Origin of the sequence: Pseudoalteromonas luteoviolacea CPMOR-1, assembly GCF_001625685.1 — a bacterium.
GTDB lineage: Bacteria > Pseudomonadota > Gammaproteobacteria > Enterobacterales > Alteromonadaceae > Pseudoalteromonas > Pseudoalteromonas luteoviolacea_K.
The window spans coordinates 1-24,173 of sequence record NZ_AUYC01000018.1 but is presented as its reverse complement, the minus strand read 5'-3'; the positions used below and the strand labels follow the sequence as shown (position 1 = coordinate 24,173).

Below are 24,173 nucleotides of genomic sequence, written 5' to 3'. Positions count from 1 at the left end.
ATTATGGATAAGACAGTCATACTTGGTGGCAGTGGTTACATTGGTAATAATATAGCTAAAGCCCTTAGTCAACAAGGAATTGAAGTCGTTGCACTCAGTCGAAAAGACGTAGATCTTGAAGATAGCGCAGTGGCGGCCTCAAAGCTGGCGGGGCATTTGTTAGATGCTGAAAATCTAATCATCTGCTCAGCTATTACCCGCACTTCAGCAAATGATACCCATAGCTGTAACAAAAATATTACGCAACTACAGACAATTATTACCGCTTTACAGACGTATCTACCCAAGCGAGTGATATATCTTAGCGCCGCAGATGTGTATGGTCATTATGGCAGTGGCGCCACAGAAAGCTCGGTACTCACGCCGCAAAATGAATATGGTGCATTTAAAGTCTTTGCAGAAAATATGCTGAGGATCAACTTTGCCGCGCAGTGCAAACTTTCCGTGCTGAGATTCTCAGGTGTGTTTGGGGGAGCTCAAGATACCAGCAGCCTTATTTATCGCTTGCACAGTTCTGTCATCAACAATACAACCATCTCTTTATCGAATAATGGCTTGAGCAAACGCGACTTTGTGCCTGTCACACTGTTAGCTGAGGTGATAACACAGCTAGTCAGATGCAATACCGACGGTACATTCAATGTCTCAACAGGGCAAGAGCTAAACATTGTCGATTTAGTTAGCTCAATAGAGCATAGCTGTGACAAAAAAGCAGTTCTTAATCTAATTTCTGATAAATCAGATAGAGATTTTGACTTGTCTTTGGATAATTCAAAATTAATCTCTCATTTTCCAACACTGTGCATACCAAACTTGCACGATGCCTTGGCGCATTTTTTATGTGAGTTACCCCATGAACGATAGTATTCCTAACGAGTTTAACGCAGCCGTCTTAACCAAGACAAATGAAGCGCTGGAAATTAAATCAATAAAAACGCCAAAGTTAAATGCAGGACATGTGCTCGTCAAAATAAAACAAGCGGGATTGTGTCGTAGCCAGCTAATGGAAGCCCGTGGGCATCGAGGTGAAGATAAATATCTCCCGCATCTACTTGGCCACGAAGGTGTGGGGCAGGTTATTGCGACAGGGCCAGGTGTCAATAAAGTTAAGGTCGGTGAACGCGTCATATTGGGTTGGCTAAAAGGCAGTGGTATAGACGCCGGCGGCATGGTGTTCTCGTCGGTGAGTGGAGAACAGATTAATGCAGGGCCCGTCACAACGTTTTCGGAATATACCGTTGTGTCAGAAAATAGAGTAACTCCCTGCCCTGATGACATTACCGATGATATGGCCGTGCTTTTAGGTTGTGCACTACCAACCGGTGCAGGTATTGTTCTGAATCAAGCTAAACCAACCCCTGATGACACTGTAGTGCTCGTTGGTCTGGGCGGGATTGGATTAAGCGCACTCCTGATGCTACTTCACTTTCAACCAAAAACCATTGTTGTCATCGATGCCAACCCTAACAAGATAGCCTTAGCCAAATCTTTGGGCGCTACTCACGGATTTGAGCTAGATGATAATTTGCAAAATACCCTCAGCGAGCTTTTCCCTCATGGCTTCGATATCGCCATTGAATGTGCGGGGCAAACTAGTTCCATTGAGCTTGCGTTTGAGCTTATAAATAACTCGGGAAGATGTATTTTCGCTTCTCACCCACCAAACGGTGAAAAAATACAACTTGATCCGCACGCCCTCATTTGCGGAAAACGCATCGAAGGCTCTTGGGGCGGTGGATCAAACCCGGATACCGACCTCGTCAAAATTGGCCGTATTTTACAAAACATGACGCTACCAACCGAATTATTCGTATCTCACAGATATTCTTTGACTGACATTAATAACGCCTTTGACGACCTAGAGCAAGGTGCAGTTGTTAGAGCTATGATTGAGTTTGAGTAGCATGTTCAAGGTAAAAGAGAGAAAGGTTAAAAGATGAAAAACACAGTATTAGTACAAGGTAATTTTGACGTTTTACACCCTGGCCATATTCGTCTTTTAAACTTTGCAAAAGAATGCGGAAACGAACTAACGGTAGCCGTCAACTCTGATGCGTCGATGACGGTTAAAAGTCGAGTCTCAGAGCGCCACCGTTTGGAAATGGTGCAATCATTAGAGTGTGTTTCAAACGCATTCCTGACCGACTCACCACCCGCCGAAGTTGTTCAAAAATACAAACCAGATATTGTAGTCAAAGGTAAAGAGTTTGAGGATAGGCCAAACGATGAACTCGACATTTTATCTCAGTACGGCGGTAAACTCATTTTTGGTTCAGGGGAATTTGAGTCTAATGCAGAACAATTTATCAAAAGAAATCGTCCGATAGATCGCAGCTTTGAATATTCAGAAGCCACCAGTTACGCGCAAAGACATGAAATACAATTCCAAGAAATCGAAAACTGCCTAAATAGAGTAAAGCACGTAAAGGCATTAGTCATTGGCGAAGTTATCGTCGATGAATATGTTCAAGGGACTGCCGTTGGGCTCTCCCAAGAAGATCCCACCATTGTGATGACGCCCAGTAAAAAAGAAACGTTTTTGGGAGGAGCTGCTATCACTGCTGGACATATTAAATCGATTGGTGCACAAAAAGTACATTTGATCTCTGTGCTTGGAAATGATGAAGCGGCCTCTTATACACAAAAACACATACAAGATTACCAATTAGAGCCACATTTTTTTACCGATGAAAGCCGCCCTACTCCCCTGAAAACAAGATACAGAGCAAGCTCCAAAACACTATTACGAGTAAACCAAGTTCGACAACATAAAATATCAAAATCACTTCAGCAGGACATTTTATCTACCGTAGAGTCATTAATTCATGACGTAGATCTCGTGGTGTTTTCTGACTTTAATTATGGCGTTTTACCTCAAAAGCTGGTTGATCAAATTACTCAGCTTTGCCAGCAGCAGCACATCAAAGTTGTCGCAGATAGCCAAACATCTTCACAAGTTGGAGATATATCTCGCTACCGAAATATGGACCTCATTACACCCACCGAAAAAGAGGTACGTGTTGCATTGAATAACCCAGACGACGGATTAGTGATCTTAGCTAAAAAGCTGTCAGAAAAATCTAACCCGAAAAATGTTGTGATTACTTTGGCGGAAGAAGGGATCTTCATCCATAAACCCGGTGACAATTCCCTGCAATGGGAAAATGACAGATTGCCTGCAATCAATAAAAATGCGGTTGACCCTGCTGGCGCTGGTGATTGCTTTTTGGCCGCCAGTGCATTGGCGCTCACTGCAGGTGCTACCTCATGGCAAGCTTGCTACTTAGGAAGTATTGCATCCGCATGTCAGGTGGGATCTGTGGGTAATACGCCACTCGAACTCACAACGTTAAAAAAAGCCGTTATGGACTCATTTAATTAAATGAAAGCTATTTTACTTGCAGCAGGCCTTGGCACACGCCTTCGCCCAATTACAAACTCAATTCCGAAATGCTTGGTGCCAATTAACGGCAGGCCTTTACTCGACCTTTGGATTGAAAAGCTCATCAACTTAGGTGTCGATGACATACTGATAAATACTCACTACTTCTCAGAACAAGTGGAGCTATTTATCCACCAGCACCCTCACAAAGCTAACATCACCGTTGTACGAGAGCAGGAGCTTTTAGGTACCGGTGGTACACTTATCGCAAATGCTGAATTTTGGCGAGATGAGACCACACTTATCATTCACGCAGATAACTATTGTCATGACACACTCGATGGGCTCATGAGCGCCCATATAAATAGGCCCTCACACAGCCTTGCTACTTTGCTTTTATTCGAGACGTCGACACCTGAGCAATGTGGCATAGTTGAATTAAGTCAAGAAGGTGTTGTCCACGCTTTCCATGAAAAAATCCCTAACCCACCCAGTAATCTCGCCAGCGGCGCACTCTTTGTGTTCTCTGAGCAGGTTTATTCAAACTGGCTATCACACTTCAAGCCACATCATTTTTATGAAATCAGCCTGGATTTCGTGCCACTCATGATAGGCAATCTATACACGTATAAAACAAATGAAATTTATGTAGATATTGGCACACCTACCGCGTACCAAAGTTTACAGTCACAACTTGCTATATAAAATGCAGGTTGAACGATTAACTCCGATCTTGTGTGGTAAAAATAAATGAAGGCTAGCAATGCCGAGGTACTCTAAATGAGGGGCTTATACGTGATTACTAAATTCTATCTATAACAGTAAAAACGTGTGTCGCCTTTAACTATGATTGGCGAGTCGTGCTGAGAGACACAAGCGTACTCACTACCTGGCCTCTCAGGCTGAGAAAGCAAGGAGATTAATCCTTGCCATGATCACATTTAGTTCTGTAGTTGTGCTGATAGTATTCTTTCATTTCGATGATATACCCCTGCCAGAGGGTGTTTACTTTCGCGTAGCTTTCTAGGGTAAACTGCTCGTCTGTATAGGTATATAGCAATGACAGCATGGGGCAATGATAATACAGCAATGCGCCTTTAATCATATGATGCAAATGGTGCAGCGCTGTATTTCGAATCGCGTAAACATATCGAGCTTGTCTTAAGAGATTGTCGGACGCTTCTTTGACAGAGCTAACGGGCTCTTTTGCCAATCCAAGCACATGATCACAAATTTCGTTAAATGCTTTTACACCCAGCAAGGTGTCATCAAACTCTTCTAAGTTGAATTGTTCAAAAAAATCACTTTTCAGAAATTCAACCTGCTCATTGATGTCTCTATTTGCCTCAGGTAAAGGCAACAGCTCTTCAGCGCGAACCGGGTGAGCCCCTTTGAGCTTTGCGCCATTACCAATGTTATACACTGTTCTATTTGGGTAATGTGCTATCAGTTTCTCTAACTGGAAATGCGCCCCCATGAACAGATCGTTTGATTCTACTTGCCCACCAAAGTTTGCAGGTAAATATTTACCATTCATCCCCATGCAGACAAGCCCTTCTTCGTTCTCGTCGTCTAAGTTGTTACGATAAATACTATCTTTACTATGGTGCTCACCGGTAGGTAAATTGCCATTATCTATACCGAACAAGTAAATATTTTTAAATCCCGAGAACATAGCAAACGACAGCGCCGTGTTTGCAACAACGGGATTACAATATGGCATAAGCGGTATGCCCTTGTTGTTTAATGTCTGGCTCACCACCTCAAGCAAAAAGGTTCCAGCTTCATTACCTTTGCCAGCCACTCCCGACCACTTATATCTATCGGTTGTGTCAGGATAGAGTGTATTAAGCCCAATTAAATTGGTTTTCTTGTATTCCTCAGGCGGTAAAAAGTCGCCAAATACTTTGTAATTGTAATATGGCCTTTCAACTAAAATGTGAAAGTCACAATCAATCCCTTTTTTACTAAGTGACGCAATGGCAGTACCCGCCGCAAAAATAATGGCTTTGTCTGCATTTTCTCGAATGAACTCTTCCGCTTCATCCAATGAAGGACCATTACCAACAATGAATATTGGAGTTGATAAATCGACCCGTTTTTGCTTTGGCAATGTCAAAACAGGAGTGTTTTTCTCAACCAAGTGTACCGTGTGCGCCAATCCGGTGATGGCATCGTTAAAGAAACCATGACCATACTGAAATCTGAAATACTGAGAGGACCATTGCTGGATCAGTTCAATGATTTCAGGTAATGGTGTGTGCTGATAGCAAAACGAGCGTACCACGGAGAATGCACCAATATCGTCTGCTAATGTTTCTAAGTCTTGAATAAATGTCTGTTCATCAGCCCCTAATTGAAAAAATAACGAGCCTCCGCGCTCATCCACTTTCTCGATGATGGAGAACCAGTCGGTACAAAATAAACTGGCAAAAAAGACTTCGAAATCTGGTTCAATTAAGAAACAATAATCAAATGATGTTTTCTCTAACAATAAATCAATATGATAGCCTAACCCAATACCAAAGATCATAGCTGAAGGAAAGTGCTCTGGTAGCACAGTAAGCCGCTCTTTCTGTTCTGCCTGTATTTCTTGGAACGCTTTTGTTAATGCCCCCATGTAACGAATATGGATGCGTTTATCATCTTCTAGAATTGGGCTTGCAGTATAATCAGTGGCACTGAATGTTGGATGTTGGATACCATATTCAACTTGTGCGCTCACTTGTGAAATCGGGTCATCACCATAAATTGGCGCATGATGGTTTTTTGGCACAAAGTTACCAACTCCGGTCGTGGTAACATGAATACAAAAATCTTCTCTTACCTTGTATTCGCTAATGGCTGTGGCAATTTGCGGGTAATACTTTTCAAAACAAGCTATGTTACGCGCAAACCGTTCATTCGCTTCTACCGCAAACTTAGCTTCTCTTTCTTGATGCTCTACAGAGCTTGATAGTTGTTCATCAAGCTGTTGAATTTGTTCTTCGAGGGACTTTTGACTCATAGGTATATTGGTTTTTTAATTATATGCTTTTATAAGCGTTGATCTTTTTTTGGTTACCCATATGCTTGGAGAGCTGTGAAGTAACATCCGCTTTTTGCATTTGAAGCTTTGCGTTTAAATCGACAATGTTAGTGTAGCAATTTTGAAGATACTGAACTTGCTGCTCAGACAAATTGAGCGCTGTATTTGAAAATATGCTTCTTAACGAAACATCTAACTTAGATAATGTCGTTTCTGCTTTGTCTAGCTCACCTGCCACACAGTGAGCTTCCAGGTCTTCTAAGTAGTCAGCAAGCTTATCTAGCTCACCCGACATTGGCGTCTGTACCATTTTGATTCAGAGTCTTTTCTCTGACGTCGAAAGGAATAGCATCCCAAGCAGACTTAATCTCTTTCAACAGGTTTGACACTTCTTCAACGATGGCTGGGTCATTTTGCATACTTGCATCTAACAAACGCTCAAGCATGTAGGTATACAAAGCGTACAGGTTTTCTGTCACTTCACCACCGACTTCAAAATCAAGGCAGTCTCTAAGTGCACCAATAATCGCAGATGACTTTGAGATGTGTTCAGCTTTGGCTTCCAAGTGTTTTTTCTCAATGGCCACTTTTGCTAACACCATTTTCTCAATTGCGCCAGCCATAAGCATTTGGATTACTTCATATCTATCAGCACCTGCAACTCGCGTTTTAAGTGCCTCACGCTGATAATTTTTGACTCTTGCGTTATACATAACGGCTCCTTAATTTGTTATTTCTTAGTAAACCCAGGCAAATTAGCAAGCTGCGCACCAAGGTAGTTTTGTGTTTGCTGCATTTGAGCAATCAATACATCCAGGCCAGCATACTGTTTACGCAATCTATCTTCCAAAGACGCCATTCGATACTCATGATCTAAGACATCATCTTCAAGTTCCTTAATCTGACTATTTAAGCTATCTTCCCGTTGCTTAAGTAACCCGCTTGAATCTACGTAGTTGCCAAGTAAACTTTCAAGTTCTTTGGCAACCCCATTTTCTCCTGCAAACGCTGTGCCAATATCATCAAAATTAGAGTCCATCGCTTCGTTTATACTACGTACTAACGATGATTTTTCTAGGTAGCCTTCTTTGTCAACGCCCAAGCCAATGTCAAAAATAGACTCAAAAGGTCCCGCGTCCGTCAAAGATTTTGACAACGAGCTCACCAGCTGGTCATCTAAACTTCTCATCGAAGAGTCACCATTTAATGGCTCCCCGATACGCGTTCTAAAACCTATTTGTCCAATCACGGCATTATAATTGGTAATAAACTCATCTATTAACGTATTAACCGAATCTCTGTCATAGTCAATATTTAATTTAGCTGTTTCGTATTCTAGCGAAGTCGCATCTTGTACACTTTTCGCTTTTGCCGTAATCGTCATGTCTTGTACGGCATCTTTAAAGGTGTTTGAGTCACTGGTTACAAGCAGACCATCAACCAGTATTTCTGCATCTAATGCTTTATCATCATCCGCAATCACCATACCACCTGTTGGGTTTGTGGTGGCATCATAAGTCTCAATGGCATCGAGCTCAGCGGTATCGCTGGTGATCACCAAATTATTACTGGAACCCGTCACACTTGATGTTAGGACCAGCTTACTACCAACATCAGTGTCACCGGTATTGATGATATTTGCTGTGACGCCAAAGTTATTCTCATCCGCATTAATCGCGTCTCGTAATTCATTCAGCGTCATACCAGCTGTCACGGTGAGATCAAAATTATTTGTGCCCGCTGCAAAGGTTAACGTTCCACCCGATGCACTCACCACGGCATCGGCGTCTGCAAAGGCACCATCGGTGCTTACAGCGCGGCTACCTTGAGCGAGTTGCTTTACAGCAATTTCAAAATTACCAACAGAAATATCGGATGTTGGCGTAACACTGATAATATCGCCACTGGTAGGTTGCGTAATATTGGCAACCCGTTTGTTGAAATTATCAATGTCCGCCAATTTTTCGACAGTGTCATTGAGGGTAGATAAGGCAGACTTCACCTCGCCAATCGCTGAGAGTTCGACACTTAAGCGCTCATCCTTAATTGCAAACTGTTGCATCTTAGGTCTATTTTCAGCATCCACAGACGCTTTAATAATACTCTCCAGATCCAAACCGGAGCCTACCCCAGCTGATGTAATAAGTGGCATTTTGCTACCTCCAACTAATAATCATGCAGTTCTGTCGAACAACAAGCCTTTACCTGATACCTTATCGGCAAATTCATCTAAAGCCTTAGCTACTTCTCTAAACTCTTCAGAAGGAATTTCCCTAATCACTTCTTCGCTATCTCTGTCAATGACTCTGATAAAAGGCGGATCTCCGTTTTCATCAAATTCAAAAGACAAATTAGTCGAAGTAACAGGTAAAACATTATTCAGCCTATCAAGATTGGCTTTCACCTCTTCAAAAAGTTCTGGTTGTACTTGACTCCCATCTTCTTTCTTTTCTCGAGATAGCTCAAGTTTGCTCGTATCCTCAACGGCTCGTAATGTTTCGCTTCCTTCTTCGGGCTTCAGTTTATCAGGAGTTGGCACCATGCCGTTCGATCCCACTCCAACAGCAGATTGAACGTCTTTCATAATACACCTCCAAGTAACAAGCCTAATTTATAGTATACGTCAAGTTTGTATTGAGTCCCAAACTTGACGCAACCATAATGCCAAAATTAACCAAGTAGAGAGAGTGCGACCTGCGGTCTTTGGTTAGCCTGACTTAGAATTGAACTACTTGCCTGCTGCAATATCTGCATCTTAGTTAAGCTCGCAGTCTCTGTAGCAAAGTCTGTATCTTTGATACGAGAACGTGCAGCTGATAAGTTTTCAGATACGTTAGATTGGTTACGAATAGTAGATTGGAATCGGTTTTGAACCGCACCCAGTTCCGCACGCTTTTTATCTACCACAGCGATAAGTGAATCCATACCCGCTAAAACAGCTTGTGCATTAGCTTGTGACGATACACTGATTGAGCCGGCTTGGAATGTATCACTGAATGTGTAGTCATTTGTTGCGTTAGAAATCGCACTGACACCACTTACAAATCCAGATAAGTCATTACCAACAATGGCACTTGCGATACCAGCGATACCTGATAGCGTAAAGCCGTTGTTAGCCGCTAAATCATTTGCTGTGCTTGATACATTTTTCATGCTGAACGTGATCGTCTGCACTGCGTCAGCACCCACCTGGAAGCTAGCATCATATGTACCATCTAACAGATTTTGACCACCAAACGTAGTATCCGCAGCAACACGATTCACTTCTGAAGAAAGTGAGCGGATCTCTTCTTGGATCGCTAATCTATCTTCATCAGTATTCGAGCCGTTCGAAGCCTGTTGAGCAAGTGTTCTGATACGTTGGAACATTTGCGTTGTTTCATCCAGCGCACCTTCTGCTGTTTGCGCTAGTGAAATACCATCGTTTGCATTTCGAATACCTTGATTCAGGCCGTTAATTTGCCCTGTCAAACGGTTAGAAATCTGCAAACCTGCTGCGTCATCTTTCGCACTGTTAATACGAGTACCTGATGACAATCTTTGGAATGAAACATCCAAAGCATTTGCTGAGTTGTTTAATTGCCTTTGCGCATTCAAAGAACTCACATTGGTGTTTACGTATAAAGCCATAATAGCCTCCGCTTTATCAATTTTGGTCGCTAGAACGGGATACCCCTACCCTGTTTTAGCGATTGCTAGAGTCCTAAAGTTATAGTTCTCTAACTCCGCTATCGACCGATAAAGCGAAAGCTTTAGCTTTATTTGCAAATATTTTAAAAAATAATTTAATTAACCCTGTAATAAGCTCAATGCAGCTTGAGGTCTTTGGTTTGCTTGACCCAAGATTGTTTGGCTAGCTTGTTGTAATATTTGATTCTTAGTAAGCATAGCGGTTTCGTGTGCAAAGTCAGCATCACGAATACGAGATTTCGCAGCTGCTAGGTTTTCAGAAATATTAGATTGGTTACGGATCGTCGATTGGAATCGGTTTTGTACGGCACCTAACTCTGAACGCTTTTTATCAACAACAGCAATCAATGAATCCATACCAGCCATAACAGCTTGTGCGTTAGCTTGTGACGATACACTAATTGATGCAGCTTGATATACGTTACTGAATGTATAATCGTTAGCTGCACCAGATACCGCACTGACTCCTGAAGCGAAACCAGATAAGTCATTACCAACAACCGCACTGGCAATACCAGCGATACCAGAAATCGTGAAACCACCGTTTGCAACCATGGTATTTGCAGTCGTTCCGACGTACTGCATGCTGAATCCAATCGTTTGAACAGCATCTGCACCGACCTGGAAATTAGCAGCATACGAGCCATCAAGTAAGTTTTGACCACCAAATGTCGTATCAGATGCAACACGGTTTACTTCCGCAGATAAAGAGCGGATCTCTTCTTGAATCGCTAAACGGTCTTCATCTGTATTTGAGCCGTTTGCCGCTTGCTGTGCCAGAGTACGAATACGCTGGAACATCGTCGTGATCTCATCCATTGCACCTTCAGCAGTTTGCGCCAGTGAAATACCGTCGTTTGCATTTCGGTTACCTTGGTTTAAACCTAAAATCTGAGACTGCAAACGGTCAGAGATTTGAAGACCTGCCGCATCATCTGCGGCACTGTTAATACGTAGACCCGATGAAAGTCTCTTAAAAGAAGTATCTAGTTCTACGCCCGACTGTTGCAGCTGTCTTTGTGCATTCAACGAGCTGACGTTGGTATTTACATATAAAGCCATGGTTCACTCTCTCTATTCAAACGCTCTATCAAGAGCGGTTAATCAGTACAAGGAGGCAATCCGAATCGATAATTTTTTAGCGATGGGGCAATAAACTGCCACTTGCACAACTCTTTCTAAGTTTGAATAGATAAAAGCAAACAATATGCCAATAAATAAAATTTTTTTTGACTACATACAGAAATACAATTTAAAGCGTTGATTTAAATAAACAAAATGGAAATTTAGAAATAAAAAAGGAGGCGAACGGCCTCCTTTTTTGAAGTTTGAGAGTGAGTGTCAATATTTTATTCTAAATATTGGCACGAAAAGTGCTAACATTAATGTGTTCATTGAATACATGAACTGTCTTGGATTTTAAGCTCCTCCGCTTTATCATCCAATTCCGGTGTCAGTGTTAAATACCCCATCAAACACTGACACCATCTTCCCCCGCTTTACCGTCTAACTAAATTATCCTAGAAGACTTAGTGCAGCCTGAGGACGCTGGTTAGCCTGACTTAAGATTGTTTGGCTAGCCTGTTGTAGAATCTGCATTTTAGTTAGTGCAGCAGTTTCTGTCGCAAAGTCCGTATCTTTAATACGTGATTTTGCAGCAGATAAGTTTTCAGAGATATTCGACTGGTTACGAATTGTCGATTGGAAACGGTTTTGAACCGCACCTAACTCTGCACGTTTTTTATCAACTACCGCAATCAACGAATCCATACCTGCCAATACTGCTTGTGCATTTGCTTGCGACGATACACTGATAGACCCTGCTTGGAACGTGTCACTGAACGTATAATCATTCGAAGCACCCGAGATTGCACTAACACCACTGGCAAATCCTGATAGGTCATTGCCAACAATCGCACTCGCGATACCTGCGATACCTGACAGCGTGAAACCGTTATTTGCAGAAATATCATTTGCTGTGCCAGCAACATTTTTCATACTGAAGCCAATGGTTTGTACTGCATCAGCACCTACCTGGAAACTTGCCTCGTATGTACCATCTAATAAGTTTTGGCCACCGAAAGTCGTATCCGCAGCAACACGGTTAACTTCTGCAGAAAGAGAGCGGATCTCTTCTTGAATCGCCAAACGGTCTTCATCAGTATTTGAACCGTTTGAAGCTTGCTGTGCCAAAGTACGAATACGCTGGAACATTGACGTTACTTCGTCCATCGCACCTTCAGCTGTTTGAGCCAAAGAAATACCGTCGTTTGCGTTACGGTTACCTTGGTTTAGACCATTAATCTGTGATGTTAATCGGTCAGAGATTTGTAGACCTGCCGCGTCATCTGCTGCGCTATTGATACGGAAGCCTGAAGATAGACGCTTAAATGATACGTCTAATGCATTGCCTGAATTGTTTAACTGTCTTTGAGCATTCAATGAACTTACGTTAGTATTTACATAAAGTGCCATGGTAATTCTCCCACTGTAAACTGAGTACTTACTCTCAAACTTGTAACTCTTGCCACCTTCAAGTTATTTAAACTGTCCGGCTTGGTTAATTAAGTTATCGGACGGCAAAAAGTTTCCTTTAGATTTTTTTTGAACTTTTTTTTAAAACACTGAATTTATTTAATTTTTTATGCAAATGAAAACACTATTCAAATAATAGGAAAGTTGTTTCCGCCTGAGATAATTTATAAAAATTAATAAAGTTTTTGGCAATAATTCAGGAAGTTACTTGGAAGATTGTGAGATTTGACAAGTTACTAAATAAAAAAGCCGTCAAGTATATGACGGCTCATTAAAGTTATCGGATGTAATCTAATAAGGATAAGTTGGATAAGCGTCCATAAGTCGCTTGCGATGCCTGAAGTTGGGTCTCGTGCTTTGTAAGTTCAGTAATGGCCTCTGCCATATCTAACTCTATCAAGTCTGCCCGCGCTATTTTGTTATTTATATCTAAATCGGTATTGGCATCAATGATCCTAGTGGCTGTGTTTTTTCTGCCACCTAAACCTGATTGGATCTGAGACACCGTATTTTTTGCGTTTTCTAGCCCGATCATCGAATCAGCTAACACCTGTCGATAGTCTTTATCCGACAGTGTTGGATCTTGAACTGCATTGATCAGGTTATCTAGCGTGTTTAGTACGTTGTCTTTTTTCGGTGCCTCTAGCTCAAAAGTAATTGTATCGGCAGCGCCGGCAGTCCCCATAAAGCTGAACTCAATACCTGCAGCTTGAATGTTGTCTTCTGTATAGGTTCCGGTCTCAAATACGGTGGCGCCTTGGCGCAATTGATACGTACCAGGGGTTACCGTACCATTAAGCACCAATTCAAACTCATTCGATCCCGCCGGCGCGGTCGGATCTGGGTTATAATTCGCTTTGTGGAAAATATCAAACGGCCCTTGCTGTGTCACATACACATCCGCGTTCAATATCCCGCCCGTCGTGGTCGCCGTGTTTGACGTCACGTTTAATCGCTGCTCAACGCTTTCAAAAACATCGAATCCGTTATCACTTGACTTGATCTCGACCCCCTCTGCAACTTTAATTTTATGTTGCCCTTGGTCGCCTTGATATGCATACCGATTATTTAAGCTATCATACTCATACGTTCTGTTATTGTCTTGATAACCAGAAAAGATGTAGCGGCCATCTTCCGTTTTTGAATTCATTAATTCCAATACCGCTGTTTGTATCGCTTCCAATTCTTCAGAGAGTGACGCTTTATCTGGTGCAGTTAAAGCACCATTACCCGCATTCACTGTCAATTCAATAGATCGTAACAATGAGTCTTTGATGTTAGTCAGTACACCCTCTTGGGTATCCAAACGGCTTTTTAACATCGTTAAGTTTTTATCATATTGTTCATTCGTTTGAATTTTATCTGAATAAAGTAATGATCTCGCCATCGCAGAAGGATCATCTGATGCAGACAATACACGTTTCTGTGTATTCACTTGGTGCATAGATTTATTCACTTCTTGCTGACTATTTAAAATTGAATTCAAGTTGTTCTTGAAAATCATGTTATGAGATAAACGCATAATTACCTCGCAGCATTAAGTAGAGTGTCAAACACGGTTCTTGCCGCACTTAATATTTGTGCCGACGCAGAATACGATTGCTGAAAACGCAGTAAATTAGCGGCTTCTTCATCTAGGTTTACGCCAGCGACTGACTCAAACCATGCCTCAGACTGAGCAGCTAATGCATCATAAGCTGCACCGTTGGTTTTAGCCTGATTTGCAACTACACCAATTTCCGTAACCAATCCCGCATACGCTTCATTGAATGTTTTTAAGTTATCCGCAACCGCCGTCGTAACCACATTTTGCCTCACTAATTGGCCTGACTGTAATTCACTGAGTAAAAGTCCATTTCGGTTATCATCAAAACCACTCTGATTAAACTCAATGGTATACGTATCACCTGTGGCAGGTTCCCCTTCAATATCAAAATCAAAACCATAGCTGGCAAACGCACCACCCGCTGCTGCTAAAATATTTTCTCTGGGCGCAGGCGCGGTAAACGTCGTAGTACCACTGGCATCTGTGATCTGATACTCATCAGGATTGCCTGTTTTGACTAGGGTGATAGTGCCATTAGTCAGTGTTGGCGGCGTAGTCGCTGAAAAATTACTTGTTGCGGGGTCTGTATTTGAAACACTCCCCACTGAAATCATCGCATTGCTGACGTTATTTCCCGACGATTCTGTTCGGATAGGAGATGCCAGGGCAAGCGCTTCTGGTCTATCTGTCGCCAGTGACAAAGTACCCGCGGCAGCAGAATTTAACTTAATATCAAAAATATCGCCGTCATTCGGCAGTGCTGCCGCCCCACTGACGTCAGTAAAATTAATTTGCAATCCAAACAACTCGGTACCTGACGGGGTAACCGTTTGAGAGTTTAATGGATCCGTATATGCCACTGTCGTTGCGTTACCTATGGTATTGCCCTGAGCATCTATTGCCGCAATCGTGACATTACCCGCGTTATAGGTCACTCGAAAGTCCGTTGCAGGGATCTGGCTGCCTTGACCAGGCTCTAATGTGGCTGCTAGCTGAGTTGTACTTGTATTACTACTATGCGGAAACCCTGCAGTCGTCGGTATAGTAAATATATTTCCACCCAGATTACCATCAAGATCCATACCCAGCTTGTTTTGTTGGTTAAATGCATCCGCTAATGAAAGGGCTATTTGGCCAAGTTGGTTTTGAGCGGGGATTAAAATCTCATCTCTGAATGCCAAAAGTCCACCAATTTTACCCTGTAATTTAGTTTGATCTACTTCCAGTGCGATTGCAGCCCCTTCCGTGATATCAAGTTTAAGTTCCTTTTTGTTAGGGTCCGGATCGCCATCTAGTGAAAACAGATTAAAGGTGCCATTTTCCATTACGACAGATTGACCAGAGCCTAAGAACACCAATTTTTCGCCGTTCGAACCATCTAAGGTTTCAATATCAACCAATTCAGACAGGTCTTTAATTGCTTGATCTCGTTCATTTAGTACTGAGTTTGCATTGTCATTATCTGGGTTTGCGTTAAGTGCACCAACCTGACCATTAAGATCACTAATTTTTTGAATTAGGTTATTTGCTTCTTGCGAATAAATTGACAGTTGCTCGTTCACAATATTATTTTGATCAAACACAATGCCAGACAATCGATCCATTTGATCAATCATATTTTGAGCATCAGTCAGGAATAATGACCTCGTAACTGTCGAAGAAGGCAAATTCATCGCTTCTTGCAAATTATTAAATAGCGAGTTAATACTGGTATTTAAGTTATTAGAATCCTCACCAAACAAGGTATCCACTCGGCTCGACTCAGTCACAAACTGGTTGTAGTAAGACTGACTGGAGATATCTCTATACAATTGCTTTTGAGCAAATTCATTTAACAAACGAACTGTTTCTCCACGACCAACCTGATTCCCAACCATGGTTGCATGTTCAGTACGCTCTCGAATGTAGCCCACTGTATTTAGGTTTGCTATGTTTTTACTGGTCGTCTGCAACAGCTCGCTGCTTGCTCTAACGCCAGAGGTACCAATGTTCATTAAATTAAAAGACATCTTAGTTTACTCCTTGACGTATAAATGAAGACACAGCAGATTGGAAATGACTTCCACCTAACACGTTTTTAATTTTGTTCGCATAGTTAGGATCCGTTGCATAGCCTGCTTGTTGCAATGCGTCTAAGTATTCACTTGGCTTAGAAACTTTCTTGAGCGCTTCCTCATATCTAGGATTAGATTGCAAGAAGTTCACATAATCACTAAAACTGTCTTTCAAAGATTCATAAGCTCTGAAGTTTGCTTGTTTTTTAACAGGTAAGCCCTGTTCAAATTCGAGTGTCATTTTACTGGCACTGTCTCCTGTCCAGCGGCTATCCGCTTTAATATTAAATAAGTTAAAACTGCTATTGCCATCAGGCTTGGCGATTACATGTTTACCCCACCCCGTCTCCAACGCAGCTTGAGCAACCATGACAGCCGGGTTTAAGCCAATTTTTTCTGCCGCAGATTTCGCATAGCTCCAAAGTGTATTTATAAACTCTTCAGGGCTGTCAAACGCTTGAGGATCTGCTTGTTTTGGTTGAGCGGCCTCTTGTACGGTAACCTCTTTTACTTCAGGTTTCTCAGAGGTATTCGTTTGCTGGGTGTTCCCACTGGCGAGTCTGTCGCTTTGGATTTCAGCACCAGTGCGAATAACTGAAGACGGCATATACCCATCTTTTTGCGGCGAGAGTTGTTGTACAATCAAATCAGCAAGCCCCAAGCTCCCTTTATTAGATAGCTCTAGGGCCATTTGCTGGTCATGCATATCACGATAAAACTTCACGCTGCTTGAGTTAAATGGACTATCTTTGTCTTCAAATGCCTCATTGGCTTTACGCATACTCGTTAACAGCATTTGCGTGAAGATTGATTCAAACTGCTGTGCAGCCTTTTTCAGCGCTTGTTTTGATGCGTCACCATCACCAGCACTTTTTAACGCATCCTGCCTCAGTGAGTTCAGGTTGTTTAAATCAAAAAAGCTTTGATTATGTGTCGGATCAGTATTCATGGTTCAAAAACACGTCGTTAAAAAAGGAATACAAGAATGAATGCAATTATTAGGCCAAAAAAAAGCCTCATTAATATGAGGCTAACTTATTGAATATAAATAAAACACTATATGACGACTAATTGACCATGTATCGCGCCCGCTTCTTTGAGCGCTTCTAATATCGCCATTAAATCACCGGGAGCTGCGCCCACAGCATTAATCGCACGAACCAAATCATCTAAACTGCTACCAGGGTCAAAAACAAATGCGCGCGAGTCGTCTTGGTCAACATCGACAATGCTTTGTCTTGTCACAACAGCATCGGCTTCTGTTAAAGGTTGTGGTTGCGATACGTTTGTTTGCTCCGCAATTGTGACCGTTAATCCACCATGAGTAATCGCTGCAGGTTGTAATTTCACATCTTTACCAATCACAATTGTGCCAGTTCTGGAATTGACAATAATTTTGGCGGACGTATCAGCTGGTTTAAACTCAAGGTTTTCAAGTGTAGACAGGTATGCGACGCGCTGCGAAGGATCTCGTGGTGCTATCACTCTGACAGAAGCCGCATCTAAAGCACTGGCGCTATTAGGTCCAACCAATTCATTGATTGTGTCTGCTAACCGTTTCGCTGTCGTGAAATCAGGACGATTAAGGTTAAACGTAATATGGTCGCCTTGTGTGAATGGACTTTTTACTGCACGCTCCACCATACCACCATTAGGAATACGACCAACGGTTGGGGTATTTATTACAACTCGGCTACCATCCAAGCCTTCCGCTCCTAAACCACCAACGATCATACTGCCTTGCGCAATTGCATACACGTTGCCATCAACACCTTTTAGAAAAGTCTGTAGCAGTGTACCACCTCTTAGGCTACCGGCACTGCCAATCGAAGACACTGTGACATCGATGCTTTGTCCTGGTTTTACAAAAGGAGGTAAGTCTGCGTGCACAGCCACAGCCGCGACATTTTTAATCTTTGGCTTTAAATTACCCGGTAGAGTAATACCAAAGCTATTTAGCATTGCTTTAAAACTTTGCTCTGTAAACCGACTTTGCTCGCCAGTCCCCGGTAAACCAACCACCAGACCATAGCCAATCAGTTGGTTACTTCTCACTCCTTCCACGACACTGACGTCTTTAATACGCTCAGCACTTACACTGAGTGATGCCGCCAATGTGAAAGTTAAAATAATTGTTTGCAGAATACGCATGATCTACATCCTTAAAACGGCATCAATGTGCTCATGAAGAATTTAGTTAACCAGCCTGCACTTTGAACTTCTTGTGTTTGGCCTTTACCCGAGTATTGAATTCGGGCATTAGCAATGCGATTAGATTGTACTTCATTTTCAGCAGATACATCTTGTGGCCTTACTAACCCCTCTAATCGAATAAACTCTTCACCGGTGTTCAGTGTTAACCACTTTTCACCGCGGATCACTAAATTACCATTCGGTAATACCCGCATCACATTCACTGAAATATTACCAAATAAGCTATTTGATTGATTAGCTTGAGCATCACCTTGATAAGAAGAATTAGCCCCCATATCTAACTGAATGGCATCTCCACCAATATTTACAGGTACATTGCCCAAACCAAGAAATGGGTCAACATTTACTTCACTGTCTTTATCAAGTTTAGAGTTTGCAGCTTTTGAGGCTTGAGTAGACTCCCTCAATACCACAGTAATAATATCACCTACTCTGACTGCCTTTTTATCTGAGTACAGATCATTCGAATATGAATTAAATAGCGATCCCGTTGATACAACAGGCTCTGCTTCCATTTCTGGATACATAGGTGCGTAATAAGGATCATCTCTTACAACGTCACTATTTTCCGTAGACATGCACCCACTTAGACCCAAGCCCAACGTAACGACTAAAATACATTTACGCATGATCTGCCCTACCCTATTAAAGTTGTTGATTGATGTAACTCAGCATTTCGTCGACAGACTTAATCACTTTTGAGTTCATCTCATAAACACGCTGGGTCTCAATGAGATTGACCAGCTCTTCGGTCACGTTAACATTTGACGTTTCTAGCGCGCCTTGTACCATCGAGCCTAAACCTTCGACGCCAGGGTTACCTTGCACTGGTGCACCGCTCACCGCAGTCTCTGTATATAAGTTTTGACCAATCGGCTCTAGCCCTGATGGATTAATAAAGTCACTGATCACAAGCTGACCAATAACGGTATTCTCCGCCTGACCATTAATACTGACGGACACTTCTCCATCTTGCGATATCGTAATAGAGTTCGCATTATCCGGGACCGTCATTTCAGGTTGAACTGGGAAGCCTGCACCGGATGTGACTACACGACCTGTTTCATCAGTGGTGAACTGACCATTTCGTGAGTATGCTATCGTGCCATCAGGCATTTGGATCTCAAAAAAGCCCGGCCCTTGGATCATCCAGTCCAACGAGTTTTCCGTGCTTATCATATTCCCTTGAGAAAAGTTCTTTTGGTTCGCAACAACTTTCGAACCTGCACCAAGCATCAAACCTGATGGCAATTCTGTATCCTGAGACGAACGCCCACCTGGCTGATTGATATTTTGATAAAGCAAATCTTCAAAAATCGCTCTACTCTTTTTGTAACCAACAGTACTGGCGTTAGCCAAGTTATTGGAAATAACTGAAATATCGGTTTGTTGAGCATCAAGCCCAGTTTTACTTATCCACAATGCTGGATTCATAATATTTACCTCACTCTCTTATACTATGCGCAGGAGCGAAGTGTGTCGCTCGTCGATTTCTTCTGCTGACTTCATTAATTTAATTTGCATCTCAAACTGTCTTTGGTGGTTAATTAAATCAACCATCTCATGAACAGGGTTAACATTAGACATTTCTAAATAACCACTCATCACTTTTGCTGTTGGAGATACTTCGCAAAAACCACAGTGACCATCATCTAACTGATCTTCTTGTGGTCTAAATAAACCATCATTGCCTTTCTCAAGTTGATTATTATCAGCGGTAATTATTTTTAGCCGATCAACAGTTTCTAAGAAATTGGCAGGTGCTCCTTGAGGACGAACTTGAATAGATCCGTCGTCACTAAATACCACTTTGTCGATAGGTAAAGGCAGGATGATCGGGCCACCTTCGCCAATTAATTGACGACCATGGCTGGTAACTAAAGCGCCGTCACTCGTAATGTTCAGCGTACCTACTTTTGTATACGCCTCTTCACCACTGGCATCCATAACACTGATCCATGACTTTTCATCAACTGCGATGTCTAAATCACGGCCGGTTTCAGCAACCGCGCCACTTAACATATTTGTACCAGGACGCTCTTGCATGGCAAACACTCGTGTGGGCAACCCCTCACCAAAAGCCTGCATGGAGCGAGCCTGTGCAAAGTCTGCTTTGAAGCCAGTGGTATTCGCATTGGCTAAGTTGTTGGCTTTGAGCGCCACGCCACGTAAGCTTTGTTTAGCGCCTGACATGGCGACATAGAGCATTTTATCCATGAGAACGACCTAAAACTGTTCAATATATGGTGATAAAAGCAATATTAGTGCCAAGGTGAGTGTCAAAAAATAAAAAAGCCGCAAAAGCGGCTTTTATAGAGGGAATTTGTACTATCGGATTTGAAGAATGTTCTGTTGAAGTGTTGAGTTAACTTCAAGTGCTCGTGAGTTTGCTTGGAAGTTTCTTTGTGCACTGATTAAATCAACCAACTCATTTGTTAAGTTTACATTTGATTGCTCTAACGCAGATGAATTAATCGTGCCTAACGTACCTGAGCCGGGTTCACCCGCAATCGGCTCACCAGACGTTAAACTTTTCTTCCAACCTGTATTACCGGCTTCTGTCAAACCTTGTGAGTTCGAAAATCTCACCATTGCAACCTGCCCTAAGAAGGTTGAGTCACCGTTACTGTAGGATGCCACTATTTTACCATCCGTACCAATATCGATACCTGCGAGTCGGCCCGTTGTCGCACCATCCTGATCCAATGCCTTAACTTCAAAACGGCTGGCAAACTGTGTTGGTAATTTATTGGTTGTATTGGCTTCATCACGCCAGTTTAATTGAATATCTGACGGGAAAGTTGCGCCATTAGATAGCAATCCAGAGACATTCGCTGCTGTTAAGTTAAGGGAGTTAAAGGTTGTGCCTGTATTCGCAACCCCTCCTGTCGTGTTCGGAAAGCCCTGTGCATTGAATTCAAATTCAGTAATCGGTGTGATTGTAGCAGGAGAAACTATTTCACTACCGTTTGCATCAAACGGTTTTCCACCGAGCGTTGCATAAACTTGCCACTCATTTGGGTTCGTTGTTGGATCTTCCTTACGGAAGAACAGCTGCAAAGTATGTGGTTCACCTAAAGAGTCATACACGGTCGTCGACGTTGAGCTATTATACGATGCCGTTGTATCGGGATCGAATGCAATGGTTGGTGCCGTCGCTGTTGAATCTAAATTAAATGAAGAATATACATTCGTCGTAGCACGCGGAGAACCTGATGCATCAGGTATTTGCAGTGGTGATGACGTACTTAAGCTCACAGATGTTGTATCGCCTGTGCTTGGGTCAACAGGGAAGCCCTGAAGAAAGTTACCATTGGCGTCAACAATGAAGTTATCTTTGTTGAGCTTAAATGCACCTGCACGCGTGAATGTATAATCTTGGCTGCCTAAATCTTCACTTGTAGCAAAGTAACCTTCACCTGTAATAGCAAGGTCAAGCGAGTTTTGTGTAAAGTTTAATGAACCTTGGTGGAATTGCTGAGCAACCATGGTCGTTGACACACCATCACCGTTTTTGGTTTTACCAGCACTAAACACTGATGATGCATATACAGAAGCAAATTCGGCACGAGATTCTTTGAAACCTGTGGTATTTACGTTCGCAATGTTGTTAGCTGTGGTGTCCAAATCTTTTTGGGCTGCAGCTAATCCTGTTAAAGCAATATTAAAACTCATACTCTAATACCTCTATAAATGAAGGTTAAATCTTTTGATTAAGCTATTTCTGCAACGTCAGATAGTCTAACTGCACCAGCTTTAGTGTTAATAATGATGCCCTGAGAACCATTCACATTAACACTATCAATATTTCTAAAAGTCGCTGTTGGCAATGCTTCAAACTTACCGTTTGTTTGCCCTTCAGCTTTAATTGTGTACTCACCTGGAGGGGCTGCTTCACCGCCATCAGTCAAACCATCCCACTCGAAGCGCGTTGCGCCAACGCTTTGCTCGCCGAGCTCAATCTTTCTAACAAGCTCTTTTTTGTCATTAACAATACTCAGCGTCAGCTTTTCGACCGGTTCCGCTACGATAATAGATCCTCTCGGCTGCATACCTGGACCATGTTCAATCGTGTCTGACTCCAGTAGAGCCTTTTTACCGATTAACGTTGAAGCTTGAAGTGCTGAGTTTGATGTCATTGAAGCTGCCAACGACTCAAACTTCGTGTTTAAGTTTGATATGCCCTCTGCCATCGTAAAGTTGGTCATTTGGGAAATCATCTGATCATTGTCAGCAGGCTTACTCGGGTCTTGAAAAGACAACTGCTGAGTAAGTAACGCAAAGAAGTCTTCCTGCTTTAACTCATCATTTTTCTCAGTTGGCACTTGCTTATCTTGCCAACGCAACGAGTCGACAAAGGACGTAGTTGCGGAATTGACATCATTACTCATCAGCTATACTCCCAATTAGCGCTGACCAAGCAACAGAGTTTTACTTAACATCTGCTTTGCTGCGTCTGCTACTTGAACATTCGTTTGGTACGAACGTGAAGCGGAAATCATATTTGTCATTTCTTCCACAACATTCACATTCGGTTTATAGATATAACCATCTTTATCAGCACTGGGGTGATTCGGGTTGTATTCAACCTGCAGAGGTTTGTCGCTTTCAACAATCCCCAAAACCTTTACTCCCACAGACGAACTTAGTGTATTTGGGTGCGCAGCTGCTGCTTTATTTAACTCAGCAGCAAATACGGGATGCCTTGCACGATACACTTTGTCCTGACTAGAGCTGATGCTGTTTGCATTGGATATATTACTGGCAGTGGTGTTCAACCGCACATTTTGTGCACTCATGCCAGAGCCTGCAATATCAAAAACGTTGTATAAACTCATAATTAGGCTCCTTGACCACCACCAAGCGCTTTTTTCAAGCTTTTAAATTTACCACCCAAAAAGTTCAAACTAGCTTGGTACTCTAATGAGTTCTGTACATACAAGTTTCGTTCCACTTGTATGTCAACAGAGTTACCATCACCTGTATCTGTTTGATTTGGATTACGAAATTGTTCTACACCATTGGCTAACCTAGTCCCACCACTGATGTGTTTTTCGTTGGTACGGGTCATTTGATTGCCGCTTTGTTGTGCCGACTTTGCCGCATTGAGTGCTCGGCCAAAGTCGATATCTTTTGCTTTATAACCGGGAGTATCAGCATTTGCGATATTGCTTGCTAAGATCTCGGCACGTTGAGAACGGATCAACATTGTATGCTGATGCACCCCAAGCGCTTTATCAAAACTAATTGCCATAACCAACTCCAAAAATTTGACTATATACAGATTAATGCAAAAGTAGGACCAACTTTAAAATCGTTCAGCAACATTAATTAAGCTATTAATTATTAATGACTTAAAAACAGAGCATACCCACCTGTTGTGCCAAAAAGATATTTTTACCTTCTTATCATTAGAAGAGTAAGCACTTTTTATTCCACAAGTAACAAGAACTCAGAAGGATAACGACAGAGTGCGGAGCGAGTACGTTCAATCTGCGCAAGGTGAAATAAGCCATTTTAGCCGAAAGTAATCAATGCACCTCTCTAAGCGCAGCAACCGGGTAAAAACTGGCAAAGCATGGATCCTGAAGCGAGTTCAGGATGACATGGTGCAAAAGGCTAGCGACAGCGAACGCAGTGAGTGCGCTTCTTTTGCGCAAGGTGAAATGAGCCGTTTTAATAAAAGGTAATTATAGCACTGCGCTCAACCTTTCCGTCACCCTG

At 42.3% G+C, this 24,173-nt stretch carries 23 protein-coding genes; 4 read left to right on the top strand and 19 right to left on the bottom strand.

Translation table 11 applies throughout. The features are described from left to right. Nucleotides 1–3: 3 nt before the first annotated feature. Genes N473_RS06175 through N473_RS06160 form a run of 4 tightly spaced genes read left to right on the top strand, consistent with a single transcriptional unit; the run spans nt 4 to nt 4,087 of the window. Nucleotides 4–864 carry an NAD-dependent epimerase/dehydratase family protein gene (locus tag N473_RS06175; RefSeq protein WP_063367156.1) on the top strand — a complete coding sequence of 287 codons (861 nt, stop codon included), beginning with the start codon at nt 4–6 and terminating at the stop codon, nt 862–864. Further along, nucleotides 854–1,903, top strand: a complete 1,050-nt coding sequence (locus tag N473_RS06170; RefSeq protein WP_063367155.1) for a zinc-binding dehydrogenase — start codon at nt 854–856, stop codon at nt 1,901–1,903. Before N473_RS06175 ends, N473_RS06170 begins: the two co-directional genes overlap by 11 nt. Before the next feature lie 33 nt (nt 1,904–1,936). After that, a complete protein-coding gene (locus N473_RS06165) occupies nt 1,937–3,382 on the top strand; it encodes a PfkB family carbohydrate kinase (protein WP_063367154.1) in 1,446 nt (481 codons plus the stop codon). After that, on the top strand, nt 3,383–4,087 hold the full coding sequence (locus tag N473_RS06160) for a nucleotidyltransferase family protein (RefSeq protein ID WP_063367153.1): 705 nt from the start codon (nt 3,383–3,385) through the stop codon (nt 4,085–4,087). A gap of 214 nt (nt 4,088–4,301) precedes the next feature. Here N473_RS06160 and N473_RS06155 read toward each other — a convergent pair whose 3' ends face one another. From N473_RS06155 to flgB, 19 genes are all read right to left on the bottom strand, one after another. After that, on the bottom strand, nt 4,302–6,389 hold the full coding sequence (locus N473_RS06155; RefSeq protein WP_063367152.1) for a 6-hydroxymethylpterin diphosphokinase MptE-like protein: 2,088 nt from the start codon (nt 6,387–6,389) through the stop codon (nt 4,302–4,304). A 19-nt stretch (nt 6,390–6,408) separates the two neighbouring features. Continuing rightward, on the bottom strand, nt 6,409–6,705 hold the full coding sequence (locus N473_RS06150) for a hypothetical protein (protein WP_039609493.1): 297 nt from the start codon (nt 6,703–6,705) through the stop codon (nt 6,409–6,411). Further along, nucleotides 6,695–7,123 carry a flagellar export chaperone FliS gene (gene fliS / locus N473_RS06145; RefSeq protein ID WP_063367151.1) on the bottom strand — a complete coding sequence of 143 codons (429 nt, stop codon included), beginning with the start codon at nt 7,121–7,123 and terminating at the stop codon, nt 6,695–6,697. The genes N473_RS06150 and fliS overlap by 11 nt, the downstream gene beginning before the upstream one ends. A gap of 17 nt (nt 7,124–7,140) precedes the next feature. After that, nucleotides 7,141–8,562, bottom strand: a complete 1,422-nt coding sequence (gene fliD / locus N473_RS06140; protein ID WP_039609495.1) for a flagellar filament capping protein FliD — start codon at nt 8,560–8,562, stop codon at nt 7,141–7,143. A gap of 21 nt (nt 8,563–8,583) precedes the next feature. Then, nucleotides 8,584–8,994 carry a flagellar protein FlaG gene (locus N473_RS06135; protein ID WP_039609496.1) on the bottom strand — a complete coding sequence of 137 codons (411 nt, stop codon included), beginning with the start codon at nt 8,992–8,994 and terminating at the stop codon, nt 8,584–8,586. 86 nt (nt 8,995–9,080) lie between these two features. Next, nucleotides 9,081–10,040 (bottom strand): flagellin, encoded by a 960-nt coding sequence (locus tag N473_RS06130; RefSeq protein ID WP_039609497.1) that lies wholly within the window; start codon nt 10,038–10,040, stop codon nt 9,081–9,083. A 159-nt stretch (nt 10,041–10,199) separates the two neighbouring features. Further along, on the bottom strand, nt 10,200–11,162 hold the full coding sequence (locus N473_RS06125; protein ID WP_039609498.1) for a flagellin: 963 nt from the start codon (nt 11,160–11,162) through the stop codon (nt 10,200–10,202). Between the two features lie 453 nt (nt 11,163–11,615). After that, nucleotides 11,616–12,575, bottom strand: coding sequence for a flagellin (locus tag N473_RS06120; RefSeq protein WP_039609499.1), 960 nt, complete (start codon nt 12,573–12,575; stop codon nt 11,616–11,618). Nucleotides 12,576–12,912: 337 nt separating this feature from the next. Beyond that, nucleotides 12,913–14,157 (bottom strand): flagellar hook-associated protein FlgL, encoded by a 1,245-nt coding sequence (gene flgL, locus N473_RS06115; RefSeq protein WP_039609500.1) that lies wholly within the window; start codon nt 14,155–14,157, stop codon nt 12,913–12,915. A gap of 2 nt (nt 14,158–14,159) precedes the next feature. Beyond that, nucleotides 14,160–16,190 carry a flagellar hook-associated protein FlgK gene (flgK, locus tag N473_RS06110; RefSeq protein ID WP_063367150.1) on the bottom strand — a complete coding sequence of 677 codons (2,031 nt, stop codon included), beginning with the start codon at nt 16,188–16,190 and terminating at the stop codon, nt 14,160–14,162. A gap of 1 nt (nt 16,191) precedes the next feature. Further along, nucleotides 16,192–17,184, bottom strand: a complete 993-nt coding sequence (gene flgJ, locus N473_RS06105) for a flagellar assembly peptidoglycan hydrolase FlgJ (protein ID WP_063367149.1) — start codon at nt 17,182–17,184, stop codon at nt 16,192–16,194. Nucleotides 17,185–17,291: 107 nt separating this feature from the next. Continuing rightward, entirely contained in the window at nt 17,292–18,386 is a 1,095-nt protein-coding gene (locus N473_RS06100) for a flagellar basal body P-ring protein FlgI (protein ID WP_039609503.1), read from the bottom strand. A gap of 11 nt (nt 18,387–18,397) precedes the next feature. Then, entirely contained in the window at nt 18,398–19,078 is a 681-nt protein-coding gene (flgH, locus tag N473_RS06095; protein ID WP_063367148.1) for a flagellar basal body L-ring protein FlgH, read from the bottom strand. 16 nt (nt 19,079–19,094) lie between these two features. After that, the gene (gene flgG / locus N473_RS06090; protein ID WP_023401742.1) at nt 19,095–19,883 is read right to left on the bottom strand and encodes a flagellar basal-body rod protein FlgG; all 789 of its coding nucleotides are present in this window, start codon (nt 19,881–19,883) and stop codon (nt 19,095–19,097) included. 18 nt (nt 19,884–19,901) lie between these two features. Next, nucleotides 19,902–20,666, bottom strand: coding sequence for a flagellar basal body rod protein FlgF (locus tag N473_RS06085; protein WP_039609505.1), 765 nt, complete (start codon nt 20,664–20,666; stop codon nt 19,902–19,904). A 111-nt stretch (nt 20,667–20,777) separates the two neighbouring features. Continuing rightward, complete coding sequence (gene flgE, locus N473_RS06080; RefSeq protein ID WP_063367147.1) at nt 20,778–22,124, bottom strand: flagellar hook protein FlgE; 1,347 nt, start codon at nt 22,122–22,124, stop codon at nt 20,778–20,780. Nucleotides 22,125–22,162: 38 nt separating this feature from the next. Then, entirely contained in the window at nt 22,163–22,840 is a 678-nt protein-coding gene (locus N473_RS06075; protein ID WP_039609507.1) for a flagellar hook assembly protein FlgD, read from the bottom strand. A 15-nt stretch (nt 22,841–22,855) separates the two neighbouring features. Continuing rightward, nucleotides 22,856–23,287, bottom strand: a complete 432-nt coding sequence (flgC, locus tag N473_RS06070) for a flagellar basal body rod protein FlgC (RefSeq protein ID WP_039609508.1) — start codon at nt 23,285–23,287, stop codon at nt 22,856–22,858. A gap of 2 nt (nt 23,288–23,289) precedes the next feature. Then, complete coding sequence (flgB, locus tag N473_RS06065) at nt 23,290–23,703, bottom strand: flagellar basal body rod protein FlgB (protein WP_039609509.1); 414 nt, start codon at nt 23,701–23,703, stop codon at nt 23,290–23,292. Nucleotides 23,704–24,173 lie beyond the last annotated feature (470 nt).

What these genes read in the sequence shown, in the direction of transcription:
- N473_RS06175 (WP_063367156.1), top strand. Translation starts at nt 4, where the DNA reads ATGGATAAGACAGTCATACTTGGTGGCAGTGGTTACATTGGTAATAAT.
- N473_RS06170 (WP_063367155.1), top strand. Translation starts at nt 854, where the DNA reads ATGAACGATAGTATTCCTAACGAGTTTAACGCAGCCGTCTTAACCAAG.
- N473_RS06165 (WP_063367154.1), top strand. Translation starts at nt 1,937, where the DNA reads ATGAAAAACACAGTATTAGTACAAGGTAATTTTGACGTTTTACACCCT.
- N473_RS06160 (WP_063367153.1), top strand. Translation starts at nt 3,383, where the DNA reads ATGAAAGCTATTTTACTTGCAGCAGGCCTTGGCACACGCCTTCGCCCA.
- N473_RS06155 (WP_063367152.1), bottom strand. Translation starts at nt 6,389, where the DNA reads ATGAGTCAAAAGTCCCTCGAAGAACAAATTCAACAGCTTGATGAACAA.
- N473_RS06150 (WP_039609493.1), bottom strand. Translation starts at nt 6,705, where the DNA reads ATGTCGGGTGAGCTAGATAAGCTTGCTGACTACTTAGAAGACCTGGAA.
- fliS (WP_063367151.1), bottom strand. Translation starts at nt 7,123, where the DNA reads ATGTATAACGCAAGAGTCAAAAATTATCAGCGTGAGGCACTTAAAACG.
- fliD (WP_039609495.1), bottom strand. Translation starts at nt 8,562, where the DNA reads ATGCCACTTATTACATCAGCTGGGGTAGGCTCCGGTTTGGATCTGGAG.
- N473_RS06135 (WP_039609496.1), bottom strand. Translation starts at nt 8,994, where the DNA reads ATGAAAGACGTTCAATCTGCTGTTGGAGTGGGATCGAACGGCATGGTG.
- N473_RS06130 (WP_039609497.1), bottom strand. Translation starts at nt 10,040, where the DNA reads ATGGCTTTATACGTAAACACCAATGTGAGTTCTTTGAATGCGCAAAGG.
- N473_RS06125 (WP_039609498.1), bottom strand. Translation starts at nt 11,162, where the DNA reads ATGGCTTTATATGTAAATACCAACGTCAGCTCGTTGAATGCACAAAGA.
- N473_RS06120 (WP_039609499.1), bottom strand. Translation starts at nt 12,575, where the DNA reads ATGGCACTTTATGTAAATACTAACGTAAGTTCATTGAATGCTCAAAGA.
- flgL (WP_039609500.1), bottom strand. Translation starts at nt 14,157, where the DNA reads ATGCGTTTATCTCATAACATGATTTTCAAGAACAACTTGAATTCAATT.
- flgK (WP_063367150.1), bottom strand. Translation starts at nt 16,190, where the DNA reads ATGTCTTTTAATTTAATGAACATTGGTACCTCTGGCGTTAGAGCAAGC.
- flgJ (WP_063367149.1), bottom strand. Translation starts at nt 17,184, where the DNA reads ATGAATACTGATCCGACACATAATCAAAGCTTTTTTGATTTAAACAAC.
- N473_RS06100 (WP_039609503.1), bottom strand. Translation starts at nt 18,386, where the DNA reads ATGCGTATTCTGCAAACAATTATTTTAACTTTCACATTGGCGGCATCA.
- flgH (WP_063367148.1), bottom strand. Translation starts at nt 19,078, where the DNA reads ATGCGTAAATGTATTTTAGTCGTTACGTTGGGCTTGGGTCTAAGTGGG.
- flgG (WP_023401742.1), bottom strand. Translation starts at nt 19,883, where the DNA reads ATGAATCCAGCATTGTGGATAAGTAAAACTGGGCTTGATGCTCAACAA.
- N473_RS06085 (WP_039609505.1), bottom strand. Translation starts at nt 20,666, where the DNA reads ATGGATAAAATGCTCTATGTCGCCATGTCAGGCGCTAAACAAAGCTTA.
- flgE (WP_063367147.1), bottom strand. Translation starts at nt 22,124, where the DNA reads ATGAGTTTTAATATTGCTTTAACAGGATTAGCTGCAGCCCAAAAAGAT.
- N473_RS06075 (WP_039609507.1), bottom strand. Translation starts at nt 22,840, where the DNA reads ATGAGTAATGATGTCAATTCCGCAACTACGTCCTTTGTCGACTCGTTG.
- flgC (WP_039609508.1), bottom strand. Translation starts at nt 23,287, where the DNA reads ATGAGTTTATACAACGTTTTTGATATTGCAGGCTCTGGCATGAGTGCA.
- flgB (WP_039609509.1), bottom strand. Translation starts at nt 23,703, where the DNA reads ATGGCAATTAGTTTTGATAAAGCGCTTGGGGTGCATCAGCATACAATG.